The organism is Ruegeria sp. Ofav3-42 (genome assembly GCF_022347725.1).
Lineage (GTDB): Bacteria > Pseudomonadota > Alphaproteobacteria > Rhodobacterales > Rhodobacteraceae > Ruegeria.
In genome coordinates this window covers 206640-231917 of sequence record NZ_JAKRGB010000006.1, presented here as the reverse complement: position 1 = coordinate 231917, position 25278 = coordinate 206640, and the positions used below count along the sequence as shown (strand labels likewise).

Sequence of the window (25278 nt, the reverse complement as noted above, 5' to 3'; positions counted from 1 at the left end):
TTACTGGTCCCCTGCGTCCGCGTCCGATGTTTCGGCGTCTGGCTCTGCGTCTAGTGACGTCTCTGATTCTTCTTCCATCGCTTCCAGAGTTGTCTGGGAATTTGCGACGGGTTCGGGCCGGATCAGGCGGAATTCGATGCGTCGATTTTCCTCGCGGCCTTCTTCGGTCCCGTTGTCGGCAATTGGCTGGGTTTCACCATAGCCGACGGCCGTGTAGCTGGCGGTTGGCACGCGCCGTCCGCGCAGTTCGTTCAGGATGGACTGGGCCCGCGACTGGCTGAGCTGCTGGTTCATCTCTTCACGGCCCTGACTGTCGGTATGGCCTTGAATTTCCAACCGGATAGGGCCGCATTCCCGCAGAATATCGGCGATCTGATTTACCGTGTCACGCGATTCAGAGGCGACGGTGGCCGAGCCGGGCTCGAAGGCGATCTTGCTGCCGGCCTGTACCTCGGCGATCCGCTCCTCACAAACCTCGGGGTCGGGCAGCTCGTCTTCTGGCTCAGGCGGTTCCTGATAAGTGATTGACAGGGTATAGTCCTGTGCCTCACCCAGTTTTTCCGAAAGGAAGCCCGCAACATAGGCTCGGGTCTTTGGGTCGTGGCTGACACCGGTCAGAACCACCTCGTCCGGAGTTACGGTCAGGGCACCATTGTGCAACTGGGACAAAGCTTCCAGCCCGCTCAGGACGCGGATGGGCCAATCGGCGGGCAGGTCCGGGGCGATACGGGTGGCGGTATGTACATGTTCGAACCCAAAGGCGGCGCGGGCGTAACTGTCGACCATATCGCGTGTGGTGTCGTCGCCCAGACGGCCACGCATTTGGACCAGGCCTTCCGGGCTGCGCGTGGCCGAGAATTCCGGCGGGCCTGACTGTTCTGCTGTCTCAGGTTCCGGCAGAACCGCGTGCAGAACAAAGACTTCGGGTAGTGCGGTTTCCAATTCCCCAACCACTCTGTCGAACACCATGGTATCGGTGCCCTGCGCCGCGACCAGAGTTATGTCCGCATCCGAAATGGTGACTGTTCCCTGGCCGATTTCTGACAGCGCCCGAATGCTCAACGCGGCGGCGTCGGGCCAGCGGGGCGACGGCTCACCCAGACCAATGGTGCAGGAATAGGGGCCGGTCAGACCCGCGTTTTGTGCGGCAGCAATGATCTTGTCGCGGGCTTTTTCGTCTTGGGCCGAACAAGCATCGAATTGTCCGCCAGTTTCGTCGATCAGATAGCGCAGGGTAAACGGAGTAATGACGGGGCGCGGCGCCGAGATTGACAGACCAATGCGCAGGCTGGGCGGCGCGGTGCGGGTCAGCTCCTGCTCCAACCGCTCCTTTTCCTGCTGGCTGTCTGCAATCGCCGTGATCTTCACAAGGCCGGGACTGGCGGAAATCTTGGCTCGAGGGAGGCGGGCCAGCGCCTCAACCGCATAGGATATCGCTTCATCCCACCCTTTGGGCTTGGGATAATCGGCAGTCTCCATCAAGTCGGACACTGGCCCGCCATCCAAATCGCGCAACCGATCCGTCAACACCTCGCGGTTTTCGCTGACCGGAATCAGGCCGATGACCGAAATTCCGCTGTCATTGCGCAGGATTTCAGCTGAAAAGCGCGGGGCTGCCAGCTGCGTTGTCGGGGCAACCTCCATTTCGTCGATAACGCGAGAGGTATCTACTTCGGTGCCCGCCGCCGTCAGCGCATTAAAACGCATGGCCTCATCTTTGGCGGTGCCGGTCAAAACTACGCGCAGACCATCCGACTGCACCTCGGCCCAGTCATGGCCTTTCAGATCCAGTGCACGACGGACGGCGAATTCGGATGCTTCTTCGACCTTTGTCACAGCAAAGCTGGCCGCGAGCAGGGAGAGCCCGGCCGACACGAGAAACACTAGGGCAACGACGAAGAAATATGGCAGACGCATGTGCGGTCAATCGACTCCTCGGGTGAGTGTGCAGGACTCTTACAGAGCGAAAAGCAGAGGTGCAATCAGAGCAACAGGGCGACGCAAAGGAAGATCAGCGGAATGAGGCCGGTATCGCGGTTGGCGCGGAACAATTGCAGCAGTTTGGCATTGTCTTCGATATCCAGCCCGCGCAACTGCCATGCCATATGCCAACCCATCGCCCATGGACCGCCAAGCGCCACGACCAGTGCGATGACCGAAGCCTGCGTTGTTGCGGCGTCAATGACGGCAAGCCCCATCAGCGCGACGGTTGCCACAAGAAAATACTTCAACCATTGCGCGGTGTTGGTGCCAAACAGGCGGGCCGTCGATTTGATCCCGATAAGTTCGTCATCTTCGGTGTCCTGGTGGGCGTAGATCGTGTCATAGAACAGCGTCCACGCGATACCCGCCAAATACAGAAGGATTGCAGGAGCACCCACAGTCCCCGTGTGTGCAGCCCAGGCCAGCAGGATGCCCCAGTTGAAGGCAAGTCCCAAAAACACCTGAGGCCACCAGGTGAATCGCTTGGCAAATGGATAGATCGTGACCGGCAAGAGTGATAGCACGCCCATCGCAATAGCGGCCTGATTGAAGGTCAGCAGAATCATCAGCGCCAGCAGGCATTGCAGCCCCATCCAGATCACGGCCTGACGTACGCTGACCTGTCCGGAGGGGATCGGTCGAGAGCGGGTGCGCTCGACCTGACCGTCGAATTCCCGGTCAGTGATATCGTTCCAGGTACAGCCGGCACCGCGCATTAGGAAGGCACCGAATCCGCAGCCGATTGCGATCCACAGATCCCCCCATCTTGGGTTTCCGTCACTGAGGATAGCCAGCGCCAGTCCCCACCAGCATGGGATCAGCAGCAGCCACGTGCCAATTGGCCGATCCGCGCGGCTGAGGCGCAGGTAGGGGCGGGCGAACGCGGGGGCATGGGTGTCGACCCAGTTGCCGCTGACAGCGTCGGCAACCTGACCGTCTGGTGTTGGGGCATTGCCTTGCATATGTAAGGTCTCATGAGTGCAAAGATCAGACTGTATGTAGAGCACCCTCTGGGTCAGGGGCAATCCGTTCATTTGACGCGTGAGCAGGCGCATTACCTGTTCGGCGTCATGCGCCTGGGGGTTGGCGGGCAGATTGCCCTGTTCAACGGACTGGACGGGGAATGGCTGGCCGAGGTTGCCGAGGCCGGCAAACGCGGCGGTATTCTAACCTGTGTGGATCAGACCAAACCGCTGCATCTGCCGCCCGACCTGTGGTTCCTGTTCGCGCCAATCAAGAAGGCGCGTACTGACTTCATCGTTGAAAAAGCAGCAGAAATGGGTGCGGCGCGGATCATGCCCGTGCAGACGGAATTCACCAATTCCGAACGCATTCGCCAGGATCGCCTGCAAGCTCATGCGGTTGAGGCGGCCGAACAATGCGGCGGAACCTATGTGCCCGAGGTCGCAGACTTGCAGCGGTTGGACCGCGTGCTGGACGACTGGCCCGAAGGCCGCCAGCTTATGTTCTGCAATGAGGCCGAGGTTGGATCCGCCTTACGGCTGGCGGCCAATGAAAAAGGTCAGCCTTGGGCCATTCTGATCGGACCCGAGGGCGGTTTCTCCGACCGTGAACGCGCACGACTGGTCGCGTTGCCCTTTGCCCATGTGGTCAGCCTTGGCCCGCGCATCCTGCGAGCGGATACGGCTGCCGTTGCGGCGCTGACCATGTGGCAGCAGGCACTGGGGGATTGGGCGTGAATTGGCAAGAAGCGCGGGATGCGGACGCACCCAAAATCGACGAGTTCCTGTTCGGGCATATCCAGACGTCCATGTTCCCACTGGCGAACCTGCGAGATTTCGGTTTGCGCGGTGCAGATCGGCGGGCGGTCAATATGTGGACGCTGGGCGATGGCCCGCGCGCCGTTTTTGGAATCACGAATGAAGGGATGGTGCTGCCGCAATGTCCCGAATGCTCGGACGAGGAACTGAGCGATGCGATTCGTCTAATCCGGGGGCGCCAGCTGTTTGGCTTGGCGGCAGAGGCCACGCAGGCGCGCCGGATCATGCGACTAGCAGGGTGGGAGGGCCGGCCCGCAACACTGAATAGCGATGAGCCGGGCTTCACGTTGGATTTAGCCCAGATCATTATGCCCGACGCGACAGCGGCTCAGTTGATACCACTCGGCGATCTGGATCGGGATGTGGCCGAAGGTTGGCGGCAAAGTTACCTGATCGAGGCCATGGATTTCGATGCCGAGCGCGCGCAGGGGCAAGCGAAGAAAGACATCGCCGCTTATCTGGAGCGCGACTCGCACCGAGCCGTATTGGTGAATGGTCAGCCGGTTGCGATGACCGGATTCAATGCGCGTTTGCCCGAAGTAGTCCAGATTGGAGGCGTCTACACTCCCCCCGATCTGCGCGGTCGCAGCTATGCGCGGCTGGCCGTTGCGCTACATCTACGCGAGGCGCAAAGCAATGGCGCGACGCGCGCTATTCTGTTCGCAGCTAGCGAAGCCGCTGCGCGTGCCTATATAGCAATTGGGTTCCGGCCAGCAGGCCATTATTCCCTGATTCTGTTCAAAAACCCCGAGGATACGGCATGAGTTTCATCCGACCCGAAGCCAAACTGGCCCTGTGGCGCTGGCGCGAAGTTTTGATCGCAGGAATCATCCTGTTGGTCGGCCTCAGCTGGATCAGTGGCCCCGGTGGATTGCTTGGATGGTTGGGTTGGGTTCTGATCGCCGTGTCGGCCGCTTTGGCCGTCGTCGGCGTTCAACGTGCCCGGTTCCGCACCGGCGCGGGGGGTCCCGGACTTGTAACGATCGACGAAGGTCAGATCACCTATCTCGGCCCGCTGGATGGTGGAATCGTTGCCACGCGAGAGATTGAACGCCTTGCGCTGGACCCGACATCATCCCCAGCGCATTGGGTTTTGGATCAACCGGGCCAGCCGACGCTTCACATTCCTGTGAATGCTGAAGGGGCCGAAGCGCTGTTCGATGTGTTCTCAGCCCTTCCGGGGTTGAAAACCGAACAAATGTTGTCGGAACTGAACGGTGGCGCGACACATCCGGTTGTTATCTGGGAACGCACACCAATGCGCCCGGCCCATATCCGGTTGCATTGACACTGGCGCGGTTTAAGACCACGACTGACGCAAAGACAGACACATCAGGATCGGAGCACGGTTCATGTCCATCCCTCAGTCCGGCGGCGGACCAATCGAACGCCACGAGCAACTGGCTGAATATCTGGAATCGGGCTGCAAGCCCAAGCAGGATTGGCGCATCGGAACCGAGCATGAAAAGTTCGGCTATTGCAAAGACACGTTGAAACCGCTGCCCTTTGAGGGCGAGCGTTCGATTCTTGCGGTGCTTCAAGGCCTGCGTGATCTGCATGGCTGGGCCCCGGTGGAAGAGGCCGGCAAGCTGATCGGCCTGGAAAAGGATGGGGCCAATGTCTCGCTGGAACCTGGCGGGCAGTTGGAGCTGTCGGGCGCGCCGCTAGAGACCATTCACGAAACCTGTGACGAGGTGAACGCGCATCTGCGCGACGTGAAGGACATCGCCGACAAGATCGGCGTTGGGTTCATCGGTCTAGGGGCCGCTCCGATCTGGACGCATGACGAGATGCCACTGATGCCCAAGGGGCGTTACCGGCTGATGAACGACTATATGGAAAAGGTCGGCACGATGGGCCGGTCGATGATGCGCCGGACGTGTACCGTGCAGGTCAATATCGACTTCGGGTCCGAGGCCGACATGGTGCAGAAACTGCGCGTTGCACTGGCATTGCAGCCCGTGGCGACCGCTCTGTTTGCCAATTCTCCGTTCTTCGAAGGTAAACCTAACGGCCAGAAAAGCTGGCGCAGCTATATCTGGCGGCATCTGGATGATGCGCGCACCGGGATGCTGCCCTTTGTGTTCGAGGACGGGTTCGGGTTCGAGCGCTGGGTCGAATACGCTTTGGATGTGCCGATGTATTTCGTCTATCGCGACGGCAAATACATCGACGCGCTGGGCCAGTCCTTCCGTGATTTTTTGGAAGGCAAGCTGCCCGCTCTTCCGGGCGAAACGCCGACGCTGTCTGATTGGGCAGATCACCTGACCACAGCCTTCCCCGAGGCGCGGATCAAGAAGTTCATGGAAATGCGCGGTGCCGATGGTGGCCCATGGCGGCGCCTGTGTGCTTTGCCCGCGTTCTGGGTTGGTCTTACCTACGATCAGGGCGCGCTGGATGCAGCCTGGGATCTGGTCAAAGGCTGGGATGATGAAACGCGCGAAGCGCTGCGGGTCGAAGCCGCCAAGGACGGGCTGCAGGCCAAGGTCGGCGACATCAACATGCACGATCTGGCGCGCAAGGTGGTCTCGATCGCCGAGGGCGGCTTGAAGTCCCGCGCCTTCCCCGGCGCAGGTGGGCTGGTGCCGGATGAAACTCACTTCCTGAACGCGCTAAAAGACAGCATCGAAACCGGCAAGGTTCCGGCGGATGAGCTGCTGGACCACTACCACGGTGACTGGAATGGCGACCTGACCCGGATTTACCCCGAGTTCAGCTATTAAGACCGCGCTGAGGCGTGTTGCCATTAGGAGAGCATTTGCCAATTGTTTCGAAGTGCCCTTGTCATCCGACGGGGGTACTCGGGTATTCTCTGCGAACTACTCCTGAGCGTGATGACAAATGGCCCGTATCAGCGAACTGCACTATTCCAATGCCTACGCCGCGCAAAGTGGCGTGTCGGAGTTTCTCGAGGTCGCGCTGAGATCCGATGAGGATCCGGCGAACTTCACTGTGTCCTTTTATCAGGCAAACGGTCAGGTCGGGATCGAGATCCCGCTGGACCACCCATGGGTCGATGTATCGTTTGACTCGGACAACAACGAGCAGATCTTTATCATTTCGGCAGACTTTTTCCCGATCCTGCTGACGGACCCGAATGGCGGAGGTTCGAACAATTATGAAGCCTATGCGCTGACAAATACTGCCACGAATGAGGTCATCGACTTTTACGATATTGGGGGCGGAACCCAGAATATCGTTGCCCAAAACGGGCTGGCGGCGGGGGCCGTTTCGGAAAACCTGCCGGTTCTGGTCGGGCCGAACCAGACAACGACAACCCTGCAGTTCAACCAGCCGAACCCCGACACGCTGGTTCATGCGCCGCTCTCACCCCGTGACACCGGCGCGCCGTGTTTCGCGGCCGGGACGTTGGTGGACACGCCGGATGGACCGCGCAGGGTTGAGACGCTTAAGCCGGGCGATCTGGTTCTGACCCAGGATGATGGTGCCTGTCCCATCCGTTGGATTGGCGGGCGAACCGTCGCGGGCCGGGGCCGTTTTGCACCCGTTCGCATACATGCAGGGGCGCTAGGGGCTGAGAAGGATATCTTCGTCTCGCCGCAGCACCGTCTGCTGATGACCGGTTGGCAGGCACAGCTGCTGTTCGGAGAAGATGAGGTGATTGTCGCCGCCAAATCACTGGTCAATGGAACGACGATTACGTCGGTGTCTTGTGACATCGTCCGCTACGTTCACCTGTTCTTTGACCGGCACCAGCTTGTGTCGACGTCCGGCTTGATCTCGGAGAGCTTTTTCCCGGGCGCACAGGCTCTTTCGAGCCTTGAACGTGACGCCGCGAATGAACTGTTTGCGCTGTTCCCTGAGCTTCAAAAGCAGCCGCAGACCTATGGCGAAACCATTCGTCCGGTCAGGTGCGGCCCGCAAGCGGCAATGCTGCAAGCGATCTGATCCGCCCCTCTTGCTTTCGCGGACTGCTGTGATAGCAGAGCCTCAACAGCATTCAGGGAACCGTCATGGACGATCTTAAGGCAAAATATCTGGGTCAGATCGCCGATGCAGGCGACGAAAACGCGCTCGAAGCGATCCGTGTCGCGGCTGTCGGCAAAAAGGGCGAGGTCGCGCTGAAGATGCGCGAGCTGGGCAAGATGACGCCCGAGGAACGCCAGGTCGCAGGCCCCGCGCTGAATGCCCTGAAGGATGAGATCAACTCGGCGCTTTCCGCCAAAAAGGCTGCCCTGGCCGATGCCGCGCTGGATGAGCGTCTGCGCACCGAATGGCTGGACGTCACCTTGCCGACTCGTGCGCGCCGTCAGGGCTCGATCCACCCGGTCAGTCAGGCGACCGAGGAGCTGACCGCGATTTTTGCCGAACTGGGGTTCTCGGTGGCCGAAGGGCCGCGGATTGAGACCGACTGGCACAATTTCGACGCCCTGAACATCCCCGGCCACCACCCCGCGCGGGCCGAGATGGACACGTTCTATATGCACCGCGCCGAGGGCGACAATCGCCCGCCGCATGTTCTGCGCACCCATACCTCGCCAGTGCAAATCCGCTCGATGGAGCTGCAGGGCGCGCCGATCCGCGTGATCTGTCCGGGCGGTGTCTATCGCGCCGACTATGACCAGACCCACACGCCGATGTTTCATCAGGTCGAGGGGCTGGCCATCGACAAGGACATCTCGATGGCGAACCTGAAATGGGTTCTGGAAGAGTTCGTGAAGGCGTTCTTCGAGGTCGACGACGTCGAACTGCGTTTCCGCGCCTCGCACTTCCCCTTCACCGAGCCGTCGGCCGAGGTCGATATCCGCTGTTCCTGGGATAACGGCCAACTGAAGATCGGTGAAGGTGACGACTGGATGGAGATTCTGGGTTCCGGCATGGTCCATCCCAAGGTGATCGCCGCCGGCGGGATTGATCCCGAGGTCTATCAGGGCTTTGCCTTTGGTATCGGCATCGACCGTCTGGCGATGCTGAAATACGGCATTCCTGATCTGCGGGCGTTCTTTGATTCCGACCTGCGGTGGCTGAGGCATTACGGGTTCGCAGCGCTGGATATGCCGAACCTGCATGGTGGCTTGTCGCGGTGAACCAAAACTCGTTGAGTTATGCCGCTCAACTGATTTTCGGGCTTGTTCTTGGTACAATCCCAAGTCTGTCCACAGCAGAGCAAGTCAAAAAAGACCACCTATGTTTCGAGCTTTGGCAGGGCCAGGTTGCGAAGATCCGAAGTGCGTTCCCCGGTGGGTTTTCATCGAACCAGATTGTCTATTTTGCTGGGAGCGATGGCCGGACTTTTGACTGCCTAAATGTCAATGCTCCCTCTGGCGTTCTTGAAGAATCAGAGTTTTGGTCGCAGCAAATCGCGCCGCACGCTGATGAAATAGCGAAAGAGTCAGGTGAAATTTCTGTCAACTTCTGCAACCTGAGTCACCAAAATATCGGCGGGTTTCGAGTCGTTGTAGTACATTTGCCTTATGAGAAAGGGGAACTGAGTTCTTCAACATGCCAGAAGAGAATCCGTGACCTCGCGGACCGAACTAAAGACAGCTTCAAGTAAGTAGGACGTGGTGCCCGTCGAAGCTATGGGCTCATTGTTTGCAGGCGCGGAGCAAAGGCCGGTAGACCGCCGCGCTATCGCCAGACCGCCCGCACGGGCTGGCGATTTGTCTCCGCCACCGCAACGCTCGAACCGCGCACGGATTTGGCAGGCATAAACCGCTCAACACTCCCCGAGGATCGCCATCCCGCGGTCTGGCGACAGCGCGGCTTGTACGTCGACCAAACGGTGTGGCCAAAACACAGCTTGTCACACAGTCCCACGGGGTTGTGACGTGACACGGGCCTCTGGCCGGTTAGGGTCGGGCGCATGATTTATCGACTGCTCGCCCTCTTTCTGATGACCGCCTCTGTCGCCTATGCCATGGGACCATGGAAGGACGAATGCCATGGTGATACTGCCTGTCAGGTGGGCGACCGATCCTACCATGTGCTGGAGCCCGAGGGATGGGACGGAAAAACGCCCTTGCCTGTGCTGATGCATTTCCACGGCTGGGCGCGGCAGGGGACGGTTGTGGTCAACCACGAGCGAATTGCCGGTGCCACGAAACTGCGCGGTGTGCTGCTGGTGGCTCCGAACGGGTTGAGAAAGACTTGGGATTTCTGGACCTCGGATACGGGCGACGTACCCTTTGCCGACCGGGTGTTGGAGGATGTGGCCAAGCGGTACCCGATTGACCCCGACCGCATCTATGTCTCGGGCTATTCCTACGGCGGGGCGATGGCGTGGCGCTATGTTTGCCAGTCGGGCAATGATACGGCGGCCTTGCTGGGGATTGCAGGCAGTATCCGCCAGACCGAGGATTGCCCGCAGGCCCCGGCTGAGGTGCGTCATGTCCACGGGACCAGCGATACCGTGATGGATTTCCCTTTCGGCCCGGGTGGGGATACGACCTATCCGGTGGCGCTGTGGCGGCAGAAGTTCGGCTGTGAAACCGCCACGCCGCGTGGCGATTGGAGTGTTGTGCCGATCCTGACGCTCAGCCGGGTCGAGTGGACCGACTGTGCGCAGGGACGGGTCGCGCTGGATACGCATCCGGGCGGGCATTTCATCCCCCATGGCTGGGTCGGGCGGCAACTGGACGAGTTGTTGGGACGCGAACCCACATACCCCTGAACCGGAAAACGACCCGACCTTTTCGCGAACAGGTTTGCCGTCGCTGATGCCACCCGTTTATCCAAGTGAAAACGGGGAAATCATGACCACAATTCTGATCGTCGAAGGCAATACACCAGACATGGTTGCCGTAGGGCATGCGGGGGCCAACGGCTTCATTCGCACCTTTTCGGCCGTGGCGCCTGAAGTGCGAATACATCTGGCCAACCCTTATGCCGCGCCTTTACGCCCCGAAGAGTTGCACGGCATCGACGGCGTCGTTCTGACCGGGTCCGGCGTCCGCTGGTCCGTGGATGCGCCCGAGGCAGCCCCCCAACGTGCGGCCGCCGAGGTCGTGCTGGCCTCGGGCACACCGGTTTGGGGATCGTGCAACGGGCTGCAGCTTGCGATGCTGATGCTGGGCGGATCTGTCGGCGCCTCGCCGATCGGGATGGAGGTGGGCATGGCGCAAAACAACGCCTTGACCCGCGAGGGCGTCGAACATCCGATGATGGCCGGGCGCAGGTCTGGTTTTGGCGTGCCGTGCATCCACCGGGATGAGGTTCAGGTGCTGCCCGAAGGCGCAACGCTGTTGGCGGGCAATGGCCATTCCCCGGTGCAGGCTGCCGTTTACGAAAAGGGCAATCTGCGATTCTGGGGCACTCAGTATCATCCGGAACTGAGCCTTGCTGACATCGGCGTCTATGTTCGTGCCCGAGGTATCTTCGCAGATCACGCCAATCTGGCCGACGATCTTGAGCTAGCCGAAACAGACAGCACTGCGGCCACCCGTTTGGGAACGCATCCCGACGCCCTTGTGTTGCCCCAGCGCAGCCGTGAGCTGTCCAATTGGCTGCAATTCGTCTCTGGCGGCTAAGCGGCCCTTCCACCTGCGGGGAATATCCGCTACATGCGATCCGACCCGAAAATTCTGGCGGATAGCGACCGATGAAATTCACTCTTTCCTGGCTGAAAGACCACCTCGACACCGATGAGTCGGTTGATGAGATTGCTGAGGCGTTGACCGATCTTGGACTGGAAGTCGAAGAGATCGTGAACCCTGCGGACCGGCTGGCGGGCTTTACGCTGGGCTATGTGAAACATGCCGAGAAACATCCGGATGCGGATAAGCTGCGCGTGTGTACGGTTGCCACCGATGAGGGCGATCTGCAAATCATCTGTGGTGCGCCGAACGCGCGTGAGGGTATCACGGTCGTGGTCTGTAAACCCGGCATGTACATCCCCGGTCTGGACCTGACGATCAGCGTCGGCAAGATCCGTGGCGTCGAAAGCTTTGGCATGATGGCATCCGAGCGCGAGCTGGAGCTGTCGGACGAGCATGACGGCATCATCGAGCTGCCCTCGGGCGAGGTCGGTGACCGCTTTGTCGATTGGCTGGCCGAGAACGAACCCTCGAAAGTCGACCCGATGATCGAGATCGCGATCACTCCGAACCGCCCCGATGCGCTGGGCGTCGCGGGCATTGCGCGCGATCTGGCTGCGCGCGGCGTCGGTACGCTGAAAGAGCGTGACTACACGCCGGTTCCGGGTGATTTCGAAAGCCCGATCAAGGTGACGATTGATGAGGATACTCTGGACGGCGCGCCGCATTTCACCGGCCGTCTGATCAAGGGCGTCAAGAACGGCCCCAGCCCGCAATGGCTGCAGGATCAACTGAAGGCCATCGGTCTGCGCCCGATCTCGGCACTGGTGGATATCACCAACTACATGACCTTCGACCAGAACCGCCCGCTGCACGTGTTCGATGCGGACAAGGTACAGGGCAACCTGCGGGTGCACCGTGCCATGGGTGGTGAAACGCTGACCGCGCTGGACGAGAAAGAATACACACTGCAGCCCGGTATGATGGTGATTTCGGATGACAAGGGTCCCGAATCCATCGCTGGCATCATGGGCGGTGAGGAAACCGGCTGTACCGAGGAAACCGTCAACGTGTTCCTTGAAAGTGCATTCTGGGATCACGTGCAGATCGCTCTGACCGGTCGTGCATTGAAGATCAATTCGGATGCGCGTTACCGGTTCGAGCGTGGCGTTGATCCTGAATACACACTGGAAGGCCTGGAACACGCGACGCAGATGATTCTGGACATCTGCGGCGGTGAAGTCTCGAAGGTGGTTGAGGCTGGCAAGGCGCCGGATCATTCACGCGCTTACAAACTGGATGCTGAGCGTGTTCAGTCACTGGTCGGTATGGACATCCCCGAAAGCGAACAACGCCAAACCTTGACGCGTCTGGGCTTCCGACTGGAAGGCGAGATGGCACACGTTCCCAGCTGGCGTCCCGATGTCATGGGTGAAGCTGATCTGGTGGAAGAGGTCGCGCGGATTGCGTCTTTGACCAAGTTGCAGGGCAAGCCGTTGCCTCGTGTGACCGATGGCATCCCCAAGCCGGTGATGACCCCGACACAACGCCGTCAGTCGATGGCGCGCCGCACCTGTGCGGCGCTCGGGTACAACGAGTGCGTTTCCTACACCTTCATTGATCAGGCCTCGGCGGCACTGTTCGGTGGCGGCGATGAGGCCACCCAGCTGGAAAACCCGATCTCGTCCGAGATGAGCCATATGCGTCCCGATCTGCTGCCCGGTCTGCTGCAGGCCGCCGCCCGCAATCAGGCGCGTGGTTATACCGACGTGGCCCTGTTCGAAGTTGGCCCGGTGTTCCATGACGGCGAGCCTGGCGATCAGAAAACCCAGATCACTGGCCTGTTGGTCGGTCGTAATGGTCCCAAGGACGTCCACGGCGCCTCGCGCCCGGTTGACGTGTTCGACGCCAAAGCGGATGCCGAGGCTGTACTGGCCGCAATTGGTGCACCCGCGAAGGTTCAGATCCTGCGCGATGGCGATGCGTGGTGGCACCCGGGGCGTCACGGCAAGATCTGTCTGGGCCCGAAAAAGGTGCTGGGCGTCTTTGGCGAACTGCACCCGCGCATCCTGCAGGCAATGGACATCAAAGGCCCGGCGATGGCATTCACCATCTGGCCGGACGAGGTGCCTCTGCCCCGTAAATCCGGTGCCACTCGCGCCGCTCTGGAGCTGCGTGATCTGCAGGCGGTCGAGCGGGACTTTGCCTTTGTTGTCGACGAAGGCGTCGAGGCGCTGACGCTGGTTAATGCCGCGGCCGGTGCCGACAAGGCGCTGATCGAGGACGTCCGCGTCTTTGACGAATTCATCGGCGGCAGCCTGGGTGAGGGCAAGAAATCGCTGGCCATCACCGTGCGCCTGCAGCCGACGGATGCGACGCTGAAGGAAAAAGATATCGAAGCGGTGGCCGAGAAGATCATCGCCAAGGTCACCAACGCGACTGGCGGCACTCTGCGCGGCTAAGCCGACTGTTCTTGACAAAGCAAGGCGCGCCATCAGGCGCGCTTTTTGCGTTCAGAGGCCGCTGTTGCCTTGCGGCAACATCTGAAATGACCTGAATTCAGGGGCTTGAGTGGAATCACGTTCGGCCCCTAAACCCGGCCCCCTAAAGCAATCAAACCTCGGAGTCTGCCAGATGCCAGATCCCAGCCGCGCCCACGCGCTATCCCAAATCTGATTGCCCGCCAGCGACCCGGCGGGCCTGTTTCCCGTTGGAGAGCTGTCATGAAACGTCAAGACATCTCGATGATCCGGCAGATTCTGCCGAATGAGATGACATTCCACTACTACCCGGACCGGCAAAGCCCGTGGTTGCTGTGCCAGTCCATGGACGAGGAAACCTCGGTTTCCGACCTGAAACAAACGGACCTGTCCCGCTTACTGTCTCGCCCTTTGTTGCAACCCATGGTCGCGCAGTGCGGCGGGGTTCTGCGGCGGCATGATGTGATGGCGGTTGCTCACGCGGACCGTGCGATGCAGTGGGACGGTTTGGGGCCGGCAGCAAAAACCGGGCTGGAAGCGGCATATCAGTCGCAATGGCTGGACTTTTGCCTCAGCTTCGACATCTGGTCGGGCGAGCAGACCACGCGCAAGGCTCATAACCTGGTTGTACAGCTCGGGTTCCCGACCGAACATGCCGAGCTGTTGTGGAAATTTGGTCAACGCAGCTCGGTTGATCAGTTCCAAAGCTGCTGGCACCCGGTTCGCACGGATGGCCGGCCAACCTTGTCGTGGTGTCGTTTGGACATTGATCTGGCAAGCGGCACCTGTCTGATCGAAGAGATTCAATCGGACTGGCTGCGCTTTGTCGGTCGCGCTCGTCGTCGCCTGCAAAACCGGGCGCCCCGATCTCGTCAGCTGCGATTGACGACGGAATACGAACAGGCGCTGCAGCGGCAATACGCAAAAATTTGGGGCGATGTGATGATGCTGGCAGTACTGGTTCTGCTGCGGGATGAATTTGCCGTGCGGACGGTCTGGATGCATCAGCCTGCCTCGGGTGCCAGACTCAAGGGGATCAACTGGGGGCGGCTGCCGCCGCGGTCGGTCTATACGAAACTGCCGCGCAGCTTCGGTTTTGAGCCGACGCGCGATGCTCCTCCGTTCTTGGGGAGCAAGCAGAAAAGTGCGGCCCGCCGGGCAGTTCAGGACGAACAGCCGACCTTCTGGCGTCTGTCGTTCTGAACACCCCCTTGGGTCGGTCGCGCATTCGCATTAGGGTCGCGAACAAAGTCAAAGGAGACACCCATGAGCCTGAATGTTTACCTCTCTGGTGAAATCCACACCGACTGGCGCGAGCAGATCATCGAGGGTGCTCGGGGGTTGGACATTGCGTTCAATAGCCCTGTCACCGATCACGCGGCCAGCGACGATTGCGGCGTCGCCATTCTGGGGGCCGAGCCGAACAAGTATTGGCACGACCATAAGGGCGCGATGGTCAACGCGATCCGTACCCGCAAGGGCATCGCCGATGCCGATGTGGTCGTCGTCCGGTTCGGCGAAAAGTACAAACAATGGAACGCAGCTTTTGATGCGGGTTACGCGGCCGCGCTGGGCAAATCGCTGATCGTACTGCATGGCCCCGATCATCAGCATGCGCTTAAAGAGGTCGACGCCGCCGCGCTGGCTGTGGCCGAACACCCCTCGCAGGTGGTTGAGGTGCTGCGCTACGTTCTGACCGGCAAGCTGCCACAGTAACTCACGTTACGTTCCGCTTGCTCGAATATTGGGTGCTTTCTACCTTTTGTCTTGGGCAGAACGGGAAGGGCATCCATGGAATTCGACTATGTCATCGTTGGCGGTGGTTCCGCTGGCTGCGTGATGGCGGCGCGTCTTAGTGAACATCCCGACACGAAGGTCTGCCTGCTTGAAGCAGGCGGAGCGGGAGAAGATCTTGTGATTCGGGCTCCAGCCCTTGTGGCCGCGATGATCTCCGGGCGGCCCAAGCTGAACAACTGGGCCTTTCACACCGTGCCCCAGCCCGGTTTGAATGGGCGGAAAGGGTACCAGCCACGCGGAAAAACACAGGGTGGATCGTCCGCCATTAACGCAATGCTCTATGTGCGCGGTCATCCCGCCGACTACGACGAATGGGCCGATCTTGGATGTGAAGGTTGGGATTGGAACGGTGTCCTTCCCTTTTTCCGGAAAGCCGAGAGGAACGTGCGCGGGGCAGATGACCTCCATGGGTCAGACGGCCCTTTACAGGTTGCGGATCAGTCTGAACCGCGGGCTATCTCGCATGCATTTGTTGAGGCTTGCGGCCAGCAGCAAATACGAAAAACCGAAGATTTTAACGGACCTGAGCAGGAAGGGGCGGGCCTGTATCAGGTGACGCAGTTCCACGATGGCGCACATAAGGGCGAGCGGTGCTCTGCCTCGGCGGCCTATCTGCGTGGCGTCAAATCGCGACCGAACCTGACGATCATGACCGGCGCCGAGGCGCAGAAAATCCTGTTTGAGGAAAAGCGCGCCACTGGGGTGCGACTGCGCCGAAAGGGCAAGGTTGTTGAGGCGCGCGCGCGCAAGGAAGTTATCGTTTCCAGCGGTGCCTTTGGTTCACCGCAACTGTTGATGTTGTCGGGAATCGGACCCGAGGCGGAATTGACACAGCATGGTATCCCGGTTTTGCATGACCTGCCGGGTGTTGGCCAAAACCTTCAGGACCATCTGGATTATGTCCAGAGCTATCGATCCAAACGTAAGGATGTGATCGGCCTGACTCCGGGCGGATTATGGGATCTGGCGAAGGCTGGCATGGATTGGCGCCGAACCGGAGAGGGCCTGTTCTCGACCCCCTTTGCCGAAGGTGGCGCGTTTTTCAAGTCCGAACCATCGGTATCCAAACCGGATCTTCAACTGCACTTTGTGGTTGGCATCGTCGACGACCACATGCGCAAGTTTCATCTTCGACACGGGTTCTCGTGCCATGTCTGCGTTTTACGCCCGTTCAGCCGGGGCAGCGTAGGGTTGAGCTCGGACCGCGCCGGGGAACCGCCGCGCATTGATCCGGCATATCTCAGCGATGACCGGGATCTAGACCTGCTGAAGCAAGGCGCGCGGATTATGGAGTCGATCCTTGAGGCTCCACCGTTGGAGCCGTGGAGGGCCAAACGATTGTATGCGCATGATGGCAGTGATCAGGCGCTCGAGGCGGATATTCGCAACCGCGCCGACACGATTTACCATCCGGTCGGAACCTGCAAGATGGGCGTCGATGACATGGCCGTCGTTGATCTTGAGGGCCGCGTACATGGAACAGAAGGGCTGCGCGTGGTGGACGCGTCGGTTATGCCGACTCTGATCGGCGGCAACACCAACGCGCCCACCATCATGATTGCTGAAAAGATCGCCGACGCAATCAGTCCCGCGCAGGCGTGACAAGCCCTTTTTGTACGGCGGGCCGTTCAAGGAACCGGTCCAGATAGGCCGTAACATTGGCATGGTCTTCCCAGCCAACGAGATCGCGGGCACCATAATGCTCCAGCCCGCGCAGCCACGGCGCAATGGCGATATCGGCAATCGAATACTCGCCGGCGATCCAGTCCCGACCTTCCAGCTGCTGGTTCAGAACGTTCAAAAGGCGCTTGGCTTCGTTAACGTATCGCTCGCGCGGGCGCGGGTCTTCGATCTCGCTGCCTGCGAATTTGTGGAAATAGCCAAGCTGTCCGAACATCGGGCCGATACCGCCCATCTGGAACATCACCCATTGGATCACGCGATACTTGTCGGCTTTGGTTTGGCCCAGGAGCTTCCCGCTTTTCTCGGCGAGATAGATCAGGATCGCTCCGCTTTCGAACAGGCCAAGCGGCTCGCCGTCCGGGCCATTGGGGTCTATGATCGCGGGGATTTTGTTGTTCGGGTTCAGGGACAGGAATTCGGGGCTTTTGACGTCCGTATCCGACAAGGTGACCAGATGAGGCTCATACGGAAGGCCGGTTTCCTCGAGCATGATCGACGCTTTGACGCCGTTCGGGGTGGGAAAGGAGTAAAGCTGAATCCGGTCCGGATTCTTCGCAGGCCAACGGGTCGTAATCGGGTGAGAGGCGGTGTCCAGCATGAGGAGCTCCTTGTTACCTGACTACAATAGTTAGGCAGGGTTATGCCGTCTTGCCAGTATCCGTGCTGTGCATACCCGGTCAGCGCCTGTGTATTTCGGAACAACGGGGAAAACCCGCTGATCTCACACCTAGACCAAAACACGCGAATAGCTCACTATTCCGCGAATCCTGCGCCGAAAACGCGGGTTTGTCGTGAATCGAAAGGAGATACGCGTGGATGAGGTCGTAACACAGGTGGGTGCCTTTGCCCCGCTTATCATAAGCGCGGTCAAGGCGCTGATTGTTCTGATCCTTGGTTGGATCTTTGCTGGCGCAATCGGCGGCATGGTTCGACGCCGGATTAATGCGACACCGCATATTGACCAGACCCTGGGGAATTTTGTTGCCAGCCTGGTAAAATGGGTAATCCTGGCCATGGTGCTGGTCGCCGTGCTGGGCATCTTTGGAATTCAGGCGACAAGCATCGTTGCCATTCTGGGTGCGGCATCGCTGGCCATTGGTCTGGCATTGCAGGGGACGCTCAGTGATCTTGCGGCTGGTGTCATGCTGGTTGTCTTCCGGCCGTACAAGTTGGGTCAGTATGTGGACATTGGCGGAACCGCAGGCACGGTCAAGGACCTGAACCTGTTCACAACCGAGCTGGTGACCCCGGACAACGTTCAGATCATTGTTCCCAATGGACAGTCCTGGGGCTCAATTATCACCAACTATTCAGCCCATGATACGCGTCGCGTCGATCTGGTGTTCGGCATCGATTATGGGGACAGCGCCGATGAGGCTATGAAGATCATATTGGATGTCGCCAAAGCCGATGAACGTATTCACAGCGATCCAGAACCTTGGGTGCGGGTGACCAATCTGGGCGACAGCTCGGTCGATCTGACCGCGCGCCTGTGGTGTAACGCGGCGGATTACTGGGATCTGAAGTTTGAGATCACCAAAGCGGTGAAAGAGGCGTTCGACGTAAAAGGCGTGTCGATTCCATATCCGCATACGGTGGAAATCCAAAAGCAGGGTTAAACCCTCCCGCCCGTCGATCGGGCATTGAAATGCCCTCCTCTGGTTGGGCCCGGCGCCGCGCTGATCGCGCGGCGCCATTTTTCTTGCGAAACCGTTGCGCCCAAAACAACAGCGCCGCGTCAAAGACGCGGCGCTTGGCCCTACGCTGTAAAGCGCCCTCGTCAGAGGCCGCTTTCAGGGGCGGGAGAGATCAGGACTTGATCACAACGTTGGGAGAGACAACGTCGATGCCCAGAGCTTTGCCGACCGCGTAGTAGGTCAGCTGACCGGCATGTACGTTCAGACCGTTCAGCAGATGCGGGTCGTCCTGGCAGGCTTGCTTCCAGCCTTTGTCGGCCAGCGCCAGCATGAACGGCATCGTTGCGTTGCCCAGTGCGATGGTCGAGGTGCGCGCAACTGCGCCCGGCATGTTGGCGACACAGTAGTGCATCACACCGTCTACTTCGTAGATCGGCTCGGCATGAGTGGTTGCCTTGGACGTTTCAAAGCAGCCGCCCTGGTCGATCGCAACGTCCACCAGAACCGCGCCGGGTTTCATGGTCGACAGCTGATCGCGGCTGATCAGCTTGGGTGCTGCGGCACCGGGGATCAGAACCGCACCGATGACCATGTCGGCATCCTGGATCAGTTCAGCAGTGGCGCCCGCTGTCGAGTACTGGCTCTTGAACGTGCGGCCGAATACGTCATCCAGATAGCGCAGACGCGGCAGCGAGCGGTCCAGTACGGTGACGTCAGCACCCATGCCTGCTGCGATCTTGGCAGCATGCGTACCAACGACGCCGCCACCGATGACGATGACTTTTGCCGGGCCAACACCGGGCACGCCGCCCATCAGAACGCCACGGCCGCCGTTGGCCTTTTGCAGTGTCCAGGAGCCGACCTGGGGTGCCAGACGACCGGCAACCTCGGACATTGGTGCCAGCAGAGGCAGGCCGCCATTGGCGTCGGTCACGGTTTCATACGCGATTGCGGTACAGCCGGATTCGATCAGGTCGTGGGTCTGGTCTGGGTCCGGCGCCAGGTGCAGGTACGTGAACAGCAGCTGGCCTTCGCGCAGCATCTTGCGCTCGACAGCCTGCGGTTCTTTTACCTTTACGATCATATCTGCGGTGGCGAACACCTCTTCCGCAGTATCGACGATACGCGCGCCTGCGGCGATATACGAATCGTTGTCAAAGCCGGAACCCATGCCGGCGTTGGTTTCAATGATGACCTCATGGCCACGCGCAACTGCTTCTTGTGCTGCGTTGGGCGTCATGCCGACGCGGAATTCCTGGGGTTTGATTTCCTTGGGGCAACCGATCTTCATGTTTTGCTCCTCCGTTCATAAACTGCCTAAATTATGTGCATTCTGAGACGCAATTTCTGTGAAACTCTGCCCGTCATTTGGATTTTCTTCGGGAGATTCTTCAGTATAATGGAGAAATCTTGCAAAGGATTTGCGTGAATGAGCCTCGACACGACCGATAGAAAGATTCTGGCGGCCCTGCAGCGCAACGGCAGAATGTCGAATGCAGAGCTGTCAGATCAGGTGAATCTGTCCCCGTCCGCCTGCCATCGACGGGTCCAGAGGCTTGAGGCCGAGGGTTATATTCGCAATTACGTGGCGCTTTTGGATGCGCGCAAGATGAAAGTGCCGACCACCGTGTTTGTCGAGATCACATTGCAGGGGCAGGCCGAAGAGCTTTTGGATGCGTTCGAAAAGGCAGTGGCGCGCATTCCGGACGTGTTGGAATGCCACCTGATGGCGGGGACGGCCGACTATATTCTGAAAGTCGTGGCCGAAAATACCGAGGATTTCGCCCGTATTCACCGTCAGTATCTGTCGCGCTTGCCCGGCGTGGCGCAGATGCAAAGCTCTTTTGCGCTGCGTACCGTGTTCAAGACGACTGCTCTGCCTGTGTGATGTTCAGGCTGGCGAAGGATATGTAAACAGGGCCAGATGCAGGGCGTTAAAACCGAAATGCATCAGAACCGGCACCCAAAGACGACCGGTGGCATAATACCCCAGACCACACGCCGCCCCAAGGATTGCCGCATAGGCAACAAGGGCCGGACCGCCTGCAAAATGAGCCAGACCAAATAACAGACTGGCCAGAGCAATTCCAAGCGCCGTGCCAAGTTTTGACGCGATGATCGACTGCAGATAGCCGCGGAAAAAGGCCTCTTCGGTCAGGCAGGTCAGAAACAGGTTGGATAACGCGAAGATCAGCCACCATGGCGGCAGGCCGATCTCTGGCCGGATTGCTTCTGTGGCCAACCCAAGGACGAGCAAGGCGGGCAGGGCTGCAAGACCAACGATTAAAGGCGTTTTTCTGATGGGCGTAGCGCTATCGATCATTCCGGGCCAGGCCAGTAGAACCGCGAGCAACACCATTGGCTTGTCGAGGTTCAGGTACATGGAAAACGCCGAACTTGCGGGTCCGGCATGCACTTGGTCCAGAACAAGCAAGTTGTGAAAACCGGGTATCAGATGCGCACCCAACGCCAGACACCAGAGTGTCAGAGCAATGTGCCCCACGGTGGCCGGGACACCGGAGAGATTGTGCAGGCCCGCCGCGCCGATGAGGCCGACTATGACTACGCCCACGGCCAGAGGTGTGACCAGCCCCATTGCAAGGGCGACAACACCAAATACCAGCAGCAGTATCAGGCTAAGCTGCCGCCTGCCCGACGCAGCACTGACCATACCGGCGATCAAAATGAACCAGGGCCAAATCAAGGGCGGAAGGGAAACGAAATGTGCCATGGCTTTCTCAGGTGTTGATATGCCCATTGATGCGGCTGCTCAGTGCCCAATGGCAAGGCCAAAGCAGGTTCGCAAACGTCAACCTGTTTGCATTGCGTCAATACTGACGCTTGTATCCCGATGCAGGTAGGTCCAAATATGGATAAAGACCGTATCTTCTGCCTATGTCTTTGCACCCGCTGTGTTGCAGGCGGCCGTATTTTGGCGCAAGACATTCATCAATTCTTCTGATGACATCAGGCAGTTACACTCCCCCGGTACGGTCGGAACCCGTTGACTGATAAGGAGCAGACCTTGGCTTACGAACACAATGATGCCCCCAAAGATTGGCTGGAAGCCGAGTTGGAAGACACGCTGGACGAAGATTTCGAAATCGAATTCAGTGAACCGATGCTCTCGATGGAAGTCCGTAAGATATACAAGGATCAGCATCCCGACATGCTGGACCGCAAGGTCTATTTCCGAAACCTTTTGCGGTTGCAGGCCGAACTGATCCGCGTTCAGGATTGGGTTCAGCATACAGGCGCCAAGGTGTGCATCCTGTTCGAAGGCCGCGACAGTGCCGGTAAAGGGGGGGTGATCAAGCGGATTACCCAGCGTTTGAACCCGCGCGTTGCCCGTGTGGTCGCCTTGCCAGCACCCAGCCGTCGGGAACAAAGCCAGTGGTATTTCCAGCGTTATGTCCCGCATCTGCCAGCCGCCGGTGAGATCGTTCTGTTCGACCGGTCCTGGTACAACCGTGCGGGCGTGGAACGGGTGATGGGTTTCGCCAGCGAAGATCAGGTGGAACAGTTCTTTCAGGACGTTCCCGAATTCGAACGGATGCTGGTGCGGTCGGGGATTATCCTGCTGAAATACTGGTTCTCGATCACCGACGAAGAGCAGCAATTGCGATTCCTGATGCGCATTCACGATCCGATGAAACAGTGGAAGCTGTCTCCGATGGATCTGGAGTCGCGCATTCGTTGGGAATCATACACCAAGGCCAAAGAGGACATGCTTTTTCGCACGAACATCCCCGAAGCACCTTGGTACATCGTCGAAGGGAATGACAAAAAGCGTGAACGCCTGAATTGCATCGAGCATCTGCTGACGAAAATTCCGTATACGGATGTGCCGCAGGAAAAGGTCAATCTGCCAGATCGCAAGTACAACCCGGAATATGAGCGTCGGATTCTGCCCGACGAGCTCTACGTTCCAAAGATCTACTGACGAAGGAAAACGAGGCCGGTCATGACCGGCCTCGCTTCGGTTGGTAAATCAGGCGATTTCGACGTTGCAGTTGAAGTCGAATTCGTCGATCCAGTCAAAATCCCACAACGAGTTGCTTTCCGATGCAGGTTCCGGAGTGGCTGTGTCCCTGTCATTGGATCTGACAGAAACGAAATCGAAGTCTACTGAATTGGAGGAGTCGGCGGTGTCGGCCGAACGCTTCCAATAAAAGTTATCAAACTTCGTCTGCCACTCGTTGAAGATGTTTTCGAGCTGCGCCAGAAGGGCTGCTGCGTCAAAACCACCACCCCAGGAATCGTCAGTGTCAACCGGGGTTGGTTCCGGCATCTCGGGTTCTGGCGTTTCGGTTTCAGCGACCTCTGTGACGGGCGTCTGAATTTCGGGCTCCTCTGGCTGCGTGACGCCTGCGTCCGGCTCTTCGACGGCGGGTGGCGTGGTGTCGGTCACAACCGTCTCAGGTGTTTCAGGTTCCGGCTCGGTCGGCTCGTCCGCAACAACAGGTGTTTCGGGCTCTGGCTCTGCTGGCGCCTCGACAACAACTGGTGGTGTTTCCGGTTCTGGCTCGACGGGTTCCTCGACCACAACGACTGGTGTTTCGGGTTCTGGCTCGGCAGGCTCCTCAACAACAAGTGGCGGGGTGGGTGCCGGAGCAGCGGGTGCATCGCCATTGTCCAGTGCCACTTCGCCGTCGGTGGTTGCGAAATTCTGAGTGACCACAACGGCGTCATAGCCCTGCATGGTGCCCGTTTCGATCCCGATACCGATGTATTTGAAATCGGGATTCAGGATGTTTGCGCGGTGGCCAGGGCTGTCCATCAGGTTCTGATGAAGCTGGGCAACATCATCGCTGATCCCGGGTGCGCCGCGTTCGGATTGCCAGGCGATATTTTCGCCGGAACGCCAGCCGCCTGAAAAATCAAAGCCAGCTTCGCGCATACGCTCTGTCGCCGATGACCCGCCAGCACCGGTGTGGCTGAACGAGTCCGTGTTCAACATCCATTCGCTGTGGTCTTCGGATGACGCGTTCAGGTGGGTTTCAAGTTGTAGCGGCTCCAAACCGCGGGATGTGCGCTCTTGGTTGATGAGCGCCAGCATTTCTCGCTCGAAAGAACTTGCAGTCGACATTTTGCCTCCGTTGGGGGGATTGTCTTTGAGTGGACGCCGACAATTAATGAATCATCTGACGGGTCCGATAGAGCGTCAGCAAATCCAGGCGGGATTCGGCGGGACAGTGCTTTCAGAGGGTGATTCGTACGCTGTATTATGCTGGTTAAAGTCTTTCTGGCACGTAATCGGCGGCTTGTCGCACATACGCCCGCCTGGTCGGCGGATTCGCACGTGCCCAGAAAACGACAAACCCCCGGGCGATGCCTCGGGGGTCGTCAAATAGTGTCATCCAAAGCTGGACAAGTCGGGTCTTAGAGCAGACCTTCGCGCTGGGCTTTCTTGCGCGCCAGTTTACGGGCACGGCGAATCGCTTCAGCTTTCTCGCGCGCTTTTTTCTCGGACGGTTTCTCGAAATGTTGCTTCAGCTTCATTTCACGGAACACGCCTTCGCGCTGCAGCTTTTTCTTCAGGGCACGAAGCGCCTGATCGACGTTATTGTCGCGAACACTAACCTGCATGTGGTTGTCACCACCTTTCTAGATAGAGTTGCAAGGAAATTGCAGGAGTTGGCCGTATAGCAAAGCGCCTCTATCTTGTCTAGTACTGGCCCCGAGAACCGGAGAACCGCCATGACCACCACCTACGAAGACGCCAAGCATCAGTTGCTGGACGCGATGTTGACCCATGTGCCGTTCGACGGCTGGTCAGAGGCCAGCTTTCGCATGGCCATCACGGATTGCGATATGGATGACGCTTTGGCCCGCGCGATCTGTCCGCGCGGCGCGATCGATCTGGCGCTGGCATTTCACGCGCGCGGCGACGCAGTCATGGTGGAGCGCCTTAAATCCACGGACCTGGGCGAGCTGAAATTCCGCGACCGCATCGCTTCCGCAGTTCGCATCCGGCTTGAGGCGGTTCCGGACAAGGAACTGGTCCGCCGTGGCATGACCCTGTTTTCCCTGCCCACGCATGCGGCAGACGGAGCGAAAGCCCTATGGCAGACCTGCGATCTGATCTGGGACACGCTGGGCGATACGTCGGACGACGTGAACTGGTACACCAAGCGGGCGACGCTGTCGGGCGTGTATTCTTCGACGCTGCTTTATTGGCTGGGTGACGATTCGCCCGATCATCAGAAAACGTGGGAGTTTCTGGATCGGCGCATCTCGGACGTGATGCAGATCGAAAAAATCAAGGCGCAGGTCAACGACAATCCATTGTTCAAGCCGTTCCTGGCAGTTCCGAACTGGCTTGCCGGTCAGGTGAAGCCGCCGATGAAAATGCGCGCTGATCTGCCCGGGATGCTGAACCCGCGCAAGTAACCCTCTTGCTGCTGGGCCTTTGGGATTT

24 protein-coding genes are annotated in these 25278 nt (G+C 59.2%); 17 read left to right on the top strand and 7 right to left on the bottom strand.

Translation table 11 applies throughout. The annotated features are described in order from the left end of the window. Nucleotides 1-1917: an OmpA family protein gene (locus MHN28_RS11495; RefSeq protein WP_239339185.1), complete on the bottom strand. Its 1917-nt coding sequence runs from the start codon at nt 1915-1917 to the stop codon at nt 1-3. 65 nt (nt 1918-1982) lie between these two features. Next, nucleotides 1983-2945, bottom strand: coding sequence for a 4-hydroxybenzoate octaprenyltransferase (gene ubiA, locus MHN28_RS11490; protein ID WP_239339182.1), 963 nt, complete (start codon nt 2943-2945; stop codon nt 1983-1985). Between the two features lie 12 nt (nt 2946-2957). Here ubiA and MHN28_RS11485 point away from each other — a divergent pair, with 12 nt between their 5' ends. From MHN28_RS11485 to MHN28_RS11425, 13 genes are all read left to right on the top strand, one after another. Then, nucleotides 2958-3683, top strand: a complete 726-nt coding sequence (locus MHN28_RS11485) for a 16S rRNA (uracil(1498)-N(3))-methyltransferase (RefSeq protein WP_239339180.1) — start codon at nt 2958-2960, stop codon at nt 3681-3683. Continuing rightward, nucleotides 3680-4528: a GNAT family N-acetyltransferase gene (locus MHN28_RS11480; protein WP_239339178.1), complete on the top strand. Its 849-nt coding sequence runs from the start codon at nt 3680-3682 to the stop codon at nt 4526-4528. The genes MHN28_RS11485 and MHN28_RS11480 overlap by 4 nt, the downstream gene beginning before the upstream one ends. Then, the gene (locus MHN28_RS11475; RefSeq protein WP_239339176.1) at nt 4525-5052 is read left to right on the top strand and encodes a hypothetical protein; all 528 of its coding nucleotides are present in this window, start codon (nt 4525-4527) and stop codon (nt 5050-5052) included. Before MHN28_RS11480 ends, MHN28_RS11475 begins: the two co-directional genes overlap by 4 nt. A gap of 64 nt (nt 5053-5116) precedes the next feature. Then, the gene (locus tag MHN28_RS11470; RefSeq protein WP_239339174.1) at nt 5117-6487 is read left to right on the top strand and encodes a glutamate--cysteine ligase; all 1371 of its coding nucleotides are present in this window, start codon (nt 5117-5119) and stop codon (nt 6485-6487) included. A gap of 118 nt (nt 6488-6605) precedes the next feature. After that, on the top strand, nt 6606-7673 hold the full coding sequence (locus MHN28_RS11465) for a Hint domain-containing protein (protein WP_239339172.1): 1068 nt from the start codon (nt 6606-6608) through the stop codon (nt 7671-7673). 65 nt (nt 7674-7738) lie between these two features. Further along, a complete protein-coding gene (pheS, locus tag MHN28_RS11460; RefSeq protein ID WP_239339170.1) occupies nt 7739-8812 on the top strand; it encodes a phenylalanine--tRNA ligase subunit alpha in 1074 nt (357 codons plus the stop codon). Between the two features lie 11 nt (nt 8813-8823). Continuing rightward, the gene (locus MHN28_RS11455) at nt 8824-9282 is read left to right on the top strand and encodes a hypothetical protein (RefSeq protein ID WP_239339168.1); all 459 of its coding nucleotides are present in this window, start codon (nt 8824-8826) and stop codon (nt 9280-9282) included. 309 nt (nt 9283-9591) lie between these two features. Beyond that, the gene (locus MHN28_RS11450) at nt 9592-10398 is read left to right on the top strand and encodes a PHB depolymerase family esterase (protein WP_239339165.1); all 807 of its coding nucleotides are present in this window, start codon (nt 9592-9594) and stop codon (nt 10396-10398) included. 82 nt (nt 10399-10480) lie between these two features. Continuing rightward, nucleotides 10481-11254: a type 1 glutamine amidotransferase gene (locus MHN28_RS11445; protein ID WP_239339162.1), complete on the top strand. Its 774-nt coding sequence runs from the start codon at nt 10481-10483 to the stop codon at nt 11252-11254. Nucleotides 11255-11325: 71 nt separating this feature from the next. After that, nucleotides 11326-13722, top strand: coding sequence for a phenylalanine--tRNA ligase subunit beta (pheT, locus tag MHN28_RS11440; RefSeq protein WP_239339159.1), 2397 nt, complete (start codon nt 11326-11328; stop codon nt 13720-13722). 261 nt (nt 13723-13983) lie between these two features. After that, nucleotides 13984-14943 (top strand): hypothetical protein, encoded by a 960-nt coding sequence (locus MHN28_RS11435; protein ID WP_239339156.1) that lies wholly within the window; start codon nt 13984-13986, stop codon nt 14941-14943. Nucleotides 14944-15006: 63 nt separating this feature from the next. Further along, nucleotides 15007-15456 (top strand): YtoQ family protein, encoded by a 450-nt coding sequence (locus MHN28_RS11430; RefSeq protein ID WP_239339153.1) that lies wholly within the window; start codon nt 15007-15009, stop codon nt 15454-15456. Nucleotides 15457-15531: 75 nt separating this feature from the next. Then, a complete protein-coding gene (locus MHN28_RS11425; protein ID WP_239339151.1) occupies nt 15532-17139 on the top strand; it encodes a GMC family oxidoreductase in 1608 nt (535 codons plus the stop codon). Here MHN28_RS11425 and MHN28_RS11420 read toward each other — a convergent pair. Beyond that, a complete protein-coding gene (locus MHN28_RS11420) occupies nt 17120-17818 on the bottom strand; it encodes a glutathione S-transferase family protein (protein ID WP_239339149.1) in 699 nt (232 codons plus the stop codon). The two genes, MHN28_RS11425 and MHN28_RS11420, sit on opposite strands and share 20 nt — an antisense overlap. 214 nt (nt 17819-18032) lie before the next feature. Between MHN28_RS11420 and MHN28_RS11415 the strand changes: the two genes are divergently transcribed. Beyond that, entirely contained in the window at nt 18033-18839 is an 807-nt protein-coding gene (locus MHN28_RS11415; protein WP_239339147.1) for a mechanosensitive ion channel domain-containing protein, read from the top strand. Between the two features lie 190 nt (nt 18840-19029). Here MHN28_RS11415 and ald read toward each other — a convergent pair whose 3' ends face one another. Beyond that, nucleotides 19030-20148, bottom strand: a complete 1119-nt coding sequence (gene ald / locus MHN28_RS11410) for an alanine dehydrogenase (RefSeq protein WP_239339145.1) — start codon at nt 20146-20148, stop codon at nt 19030-19032. 138 nt (nt 20149-20286) lie between these two features. Between ald and MHN28_RS11405 the strand changes: the two genes are divergently transcribed. Beyond that, nucleotides 20287-20745 (top strand): Lrp/AsnC family transcriptional regulator, encoded by a 459-nt coding sequence (locus MHN28_RS11405; protein ID WP_239339143.1) that lies wholly within the window; start codon nt 20287-20289, stop codon nt 20743-20745. A 3-nt stretch (nt 20746-20748) separates the two neighbouring features. Here the strand turns inward: MHN28_RS11405 and MHN28_RS11400 are convergent, their stop codons facing one another. Further along, nucleotides 20749-21588, bottom strand: coding sequence for a CPBP family intramembrane glutamic endopeptidase (locus MHN28_RS11400; protein WP_239339141.1), 840 nt, complete (start codon nt 21586-21588; stop codon nt 20749-20751). A 294-nt stretch (nt 21589-21882) separates the two neighbouring features. On the opposite strand from MHN28_RS11400, the gene ppk2 reads away from it, so the two are divergent. Beyond that, on the top strand, nt 21883-22800 hold the full coding sequence (ppk2, locus tag MHN28_RS11395; RefSeq protein WP_239339139.1) for a polyphosphate kinase 2: 918 nt from the start codon (nt 21883-21885) through the stop codon (nt 22798-22800). Nucleotides 22801-22848: 48 nt separating this feature from the next. Here ppk2 and MHN28_RS11390 read toward each other — a convergent pair whose 3' ends face one another. Further along, a complete protein-coding gene (locus tag MHN28_RS11390) occupies nt 22849-23946 on the bottom strand; it encodes a CAP domain-containing protein (RefSeq protein ID WP_239339137.1) in 1098 nt (365 codons plus the stop codon). Nucleotides 23947-24239: 293 nt separating this feature from the next. Continuing rightward, nucleotides 24240-24446 (bottom strand): 30S ribosomal protein S21, encoded by a 207-nt coding sequence (gene rpsU, locus MHN28_RS11385; RefSeq protein ID WP_005614280.1) that lies wholly within the window; start codon nt 24444-24446, stop codon nt 24240-24242. A gap of 111 nt (nt 24447-24557) precedes the next feature. Here rpsU and MHN28_RS11380 point away from each other — a divergent pair, with 111 nt between their 5' ends. After that, complete coding sequence (locus MHN28_RS11380; RefSeq protein WP_239339135.1) at nt 24558-25250, top strand: COQ9 family protein; 693 nt, start codon at nt 24558-24560, stop codon at nt 25248-25250. Nucleotides 25251-25278: the final 28 nt, after the last annotated feature.

Coding starts and splice junctions, on each gene's coding strand:
- MHN28_RS11495 (WP_239339185.1), bottom strand. CDS start 1,917: ATGCGTCTGCCATATTTCTTCGTCGTTGCCCTAGTGTTTCTCGTGTCG.
- ubiA (WP_239339182.1), bottom strand. CDS start 2,945: ATGCAAGGCAATGCCCCAACACCAGACGGTCAGGTTGCCGACGCTGTC.
- MHN28_RS11485 (WP_239339180.1), top strand. CDS start 2,958: ATGAGTGCAAAGATCAGACTGTATGTAGAGCACCCTCTGGGTCAGGGG.
- MHN28_RS11475 (WP_239339176.1), top strand. CDS start 4,525: ATGAGTTTCATCCGACCCGAAGCCAAACTGGCCCTGTGGCGCTGGCGC.
- MHN28_RS11470 (WP_239339174.1), top strand. CDS start 5,117: ATGTCCATCCCTCAGTCCGGCGGCGGACCAATCGAACGCCACGAGCAA.
- MHN28_RS11465 (WP_239339172.1), top strand. CDS start 6,606: ATGGCCCGTATCAGCGAACTGCACTATTCCAATGCCTACGCCGCGCAA.
- pheS (WP_239339170.1), top strand. CDS start 7,739: ATGGACGATCTTAAGGCAAAATATCTGGGTCAGATCGCCGATGCAGGC.
- MHN28_RS11450 (WP_239339165.1), top strand. CDS start 9,592: ATGATTTATCGACTGCTCGCCCTCTTTCTGATGACCGCCTCTGTCGCC.
- MHN28_RS11445 (WP_239339162.1), top strand. CDS start 10,481: ATGACCACAATTCTGATCGTCGAAGGCAATACACCAGACATGGTTGCC.
- pheT (WP_239339159.1), top strand. CDS start 11,326: ATGAAATTCACTCTTTCCTGGCTGAAAGACCACCTCGACACCGATGAG.
- MHN28_RS11435 (WP_239339156.1), top strand. CDS start 13,984: ATGAAACGTCAAGACATCTCGATGATCCGGCAGATTCTGCCGAATGAG.
- MHN28_RS11430 (WP_239339153.1), top strand. CDS start 15,007: ATGAGCCTGAATGTTTACCTCTCTGGTGAAATCCACACCGACTGGCGC.
- MHN28_RS11425 (WP_239339151.1), top strand. CDS start 15,532: ATGGAATTCGACTATGTCATCGTTGGCGGTGGTTCCGCTGGCTGCGTG.
- MHN28_RS11420 (WP_239339149.1), bottom strand. CDS start 17,818: ATGCTGGACACCGCCTCTCACCCGATTACGACCCGTTGGCCTGCGAAG.
- ald (WP_239339145.1), bottom strand. CDS start 20,148: ATGAAGATCGGTTGCCCCAAGGAAATCAAACCCCAGGAATTCCGCGTC.
- MHN28_RS11405 (WP_239339143.1), top strand. CDS start 20,287: ATGAGCCTCGACACGACCGATAGAAAGATTCTGGCGGCCCTGCAGCGC.
- MHN28_RS11400 (WP_239339141.1), bottom strand. CDS start 21,588: ATGGCACATTTCGTTTCCCTTCCGCCCTTGATTTGGCCCTGGTTCATT.
- MHN28_RS11390 (WP_239339137.1), bottom strand. CDS start 23,946: ATGTCGACTGCAAGTTCTTTCGAGCGAGAAATGCTGGCGCTCATCAAC.
- rpsU (WP_005614280.1), bottom strand. CDS start 24,446: ATGCAGGTTAGTGTTCGCGACAATAACGTCGATCAGGCGCTTCGTGCC.
- MHN28_RS11380 (WP_239339135.1), top strand. CDS start 24,558: ATGACCACCACCTACGAAGACGCCAAGCATCAGTTGCTGGACGCGATG.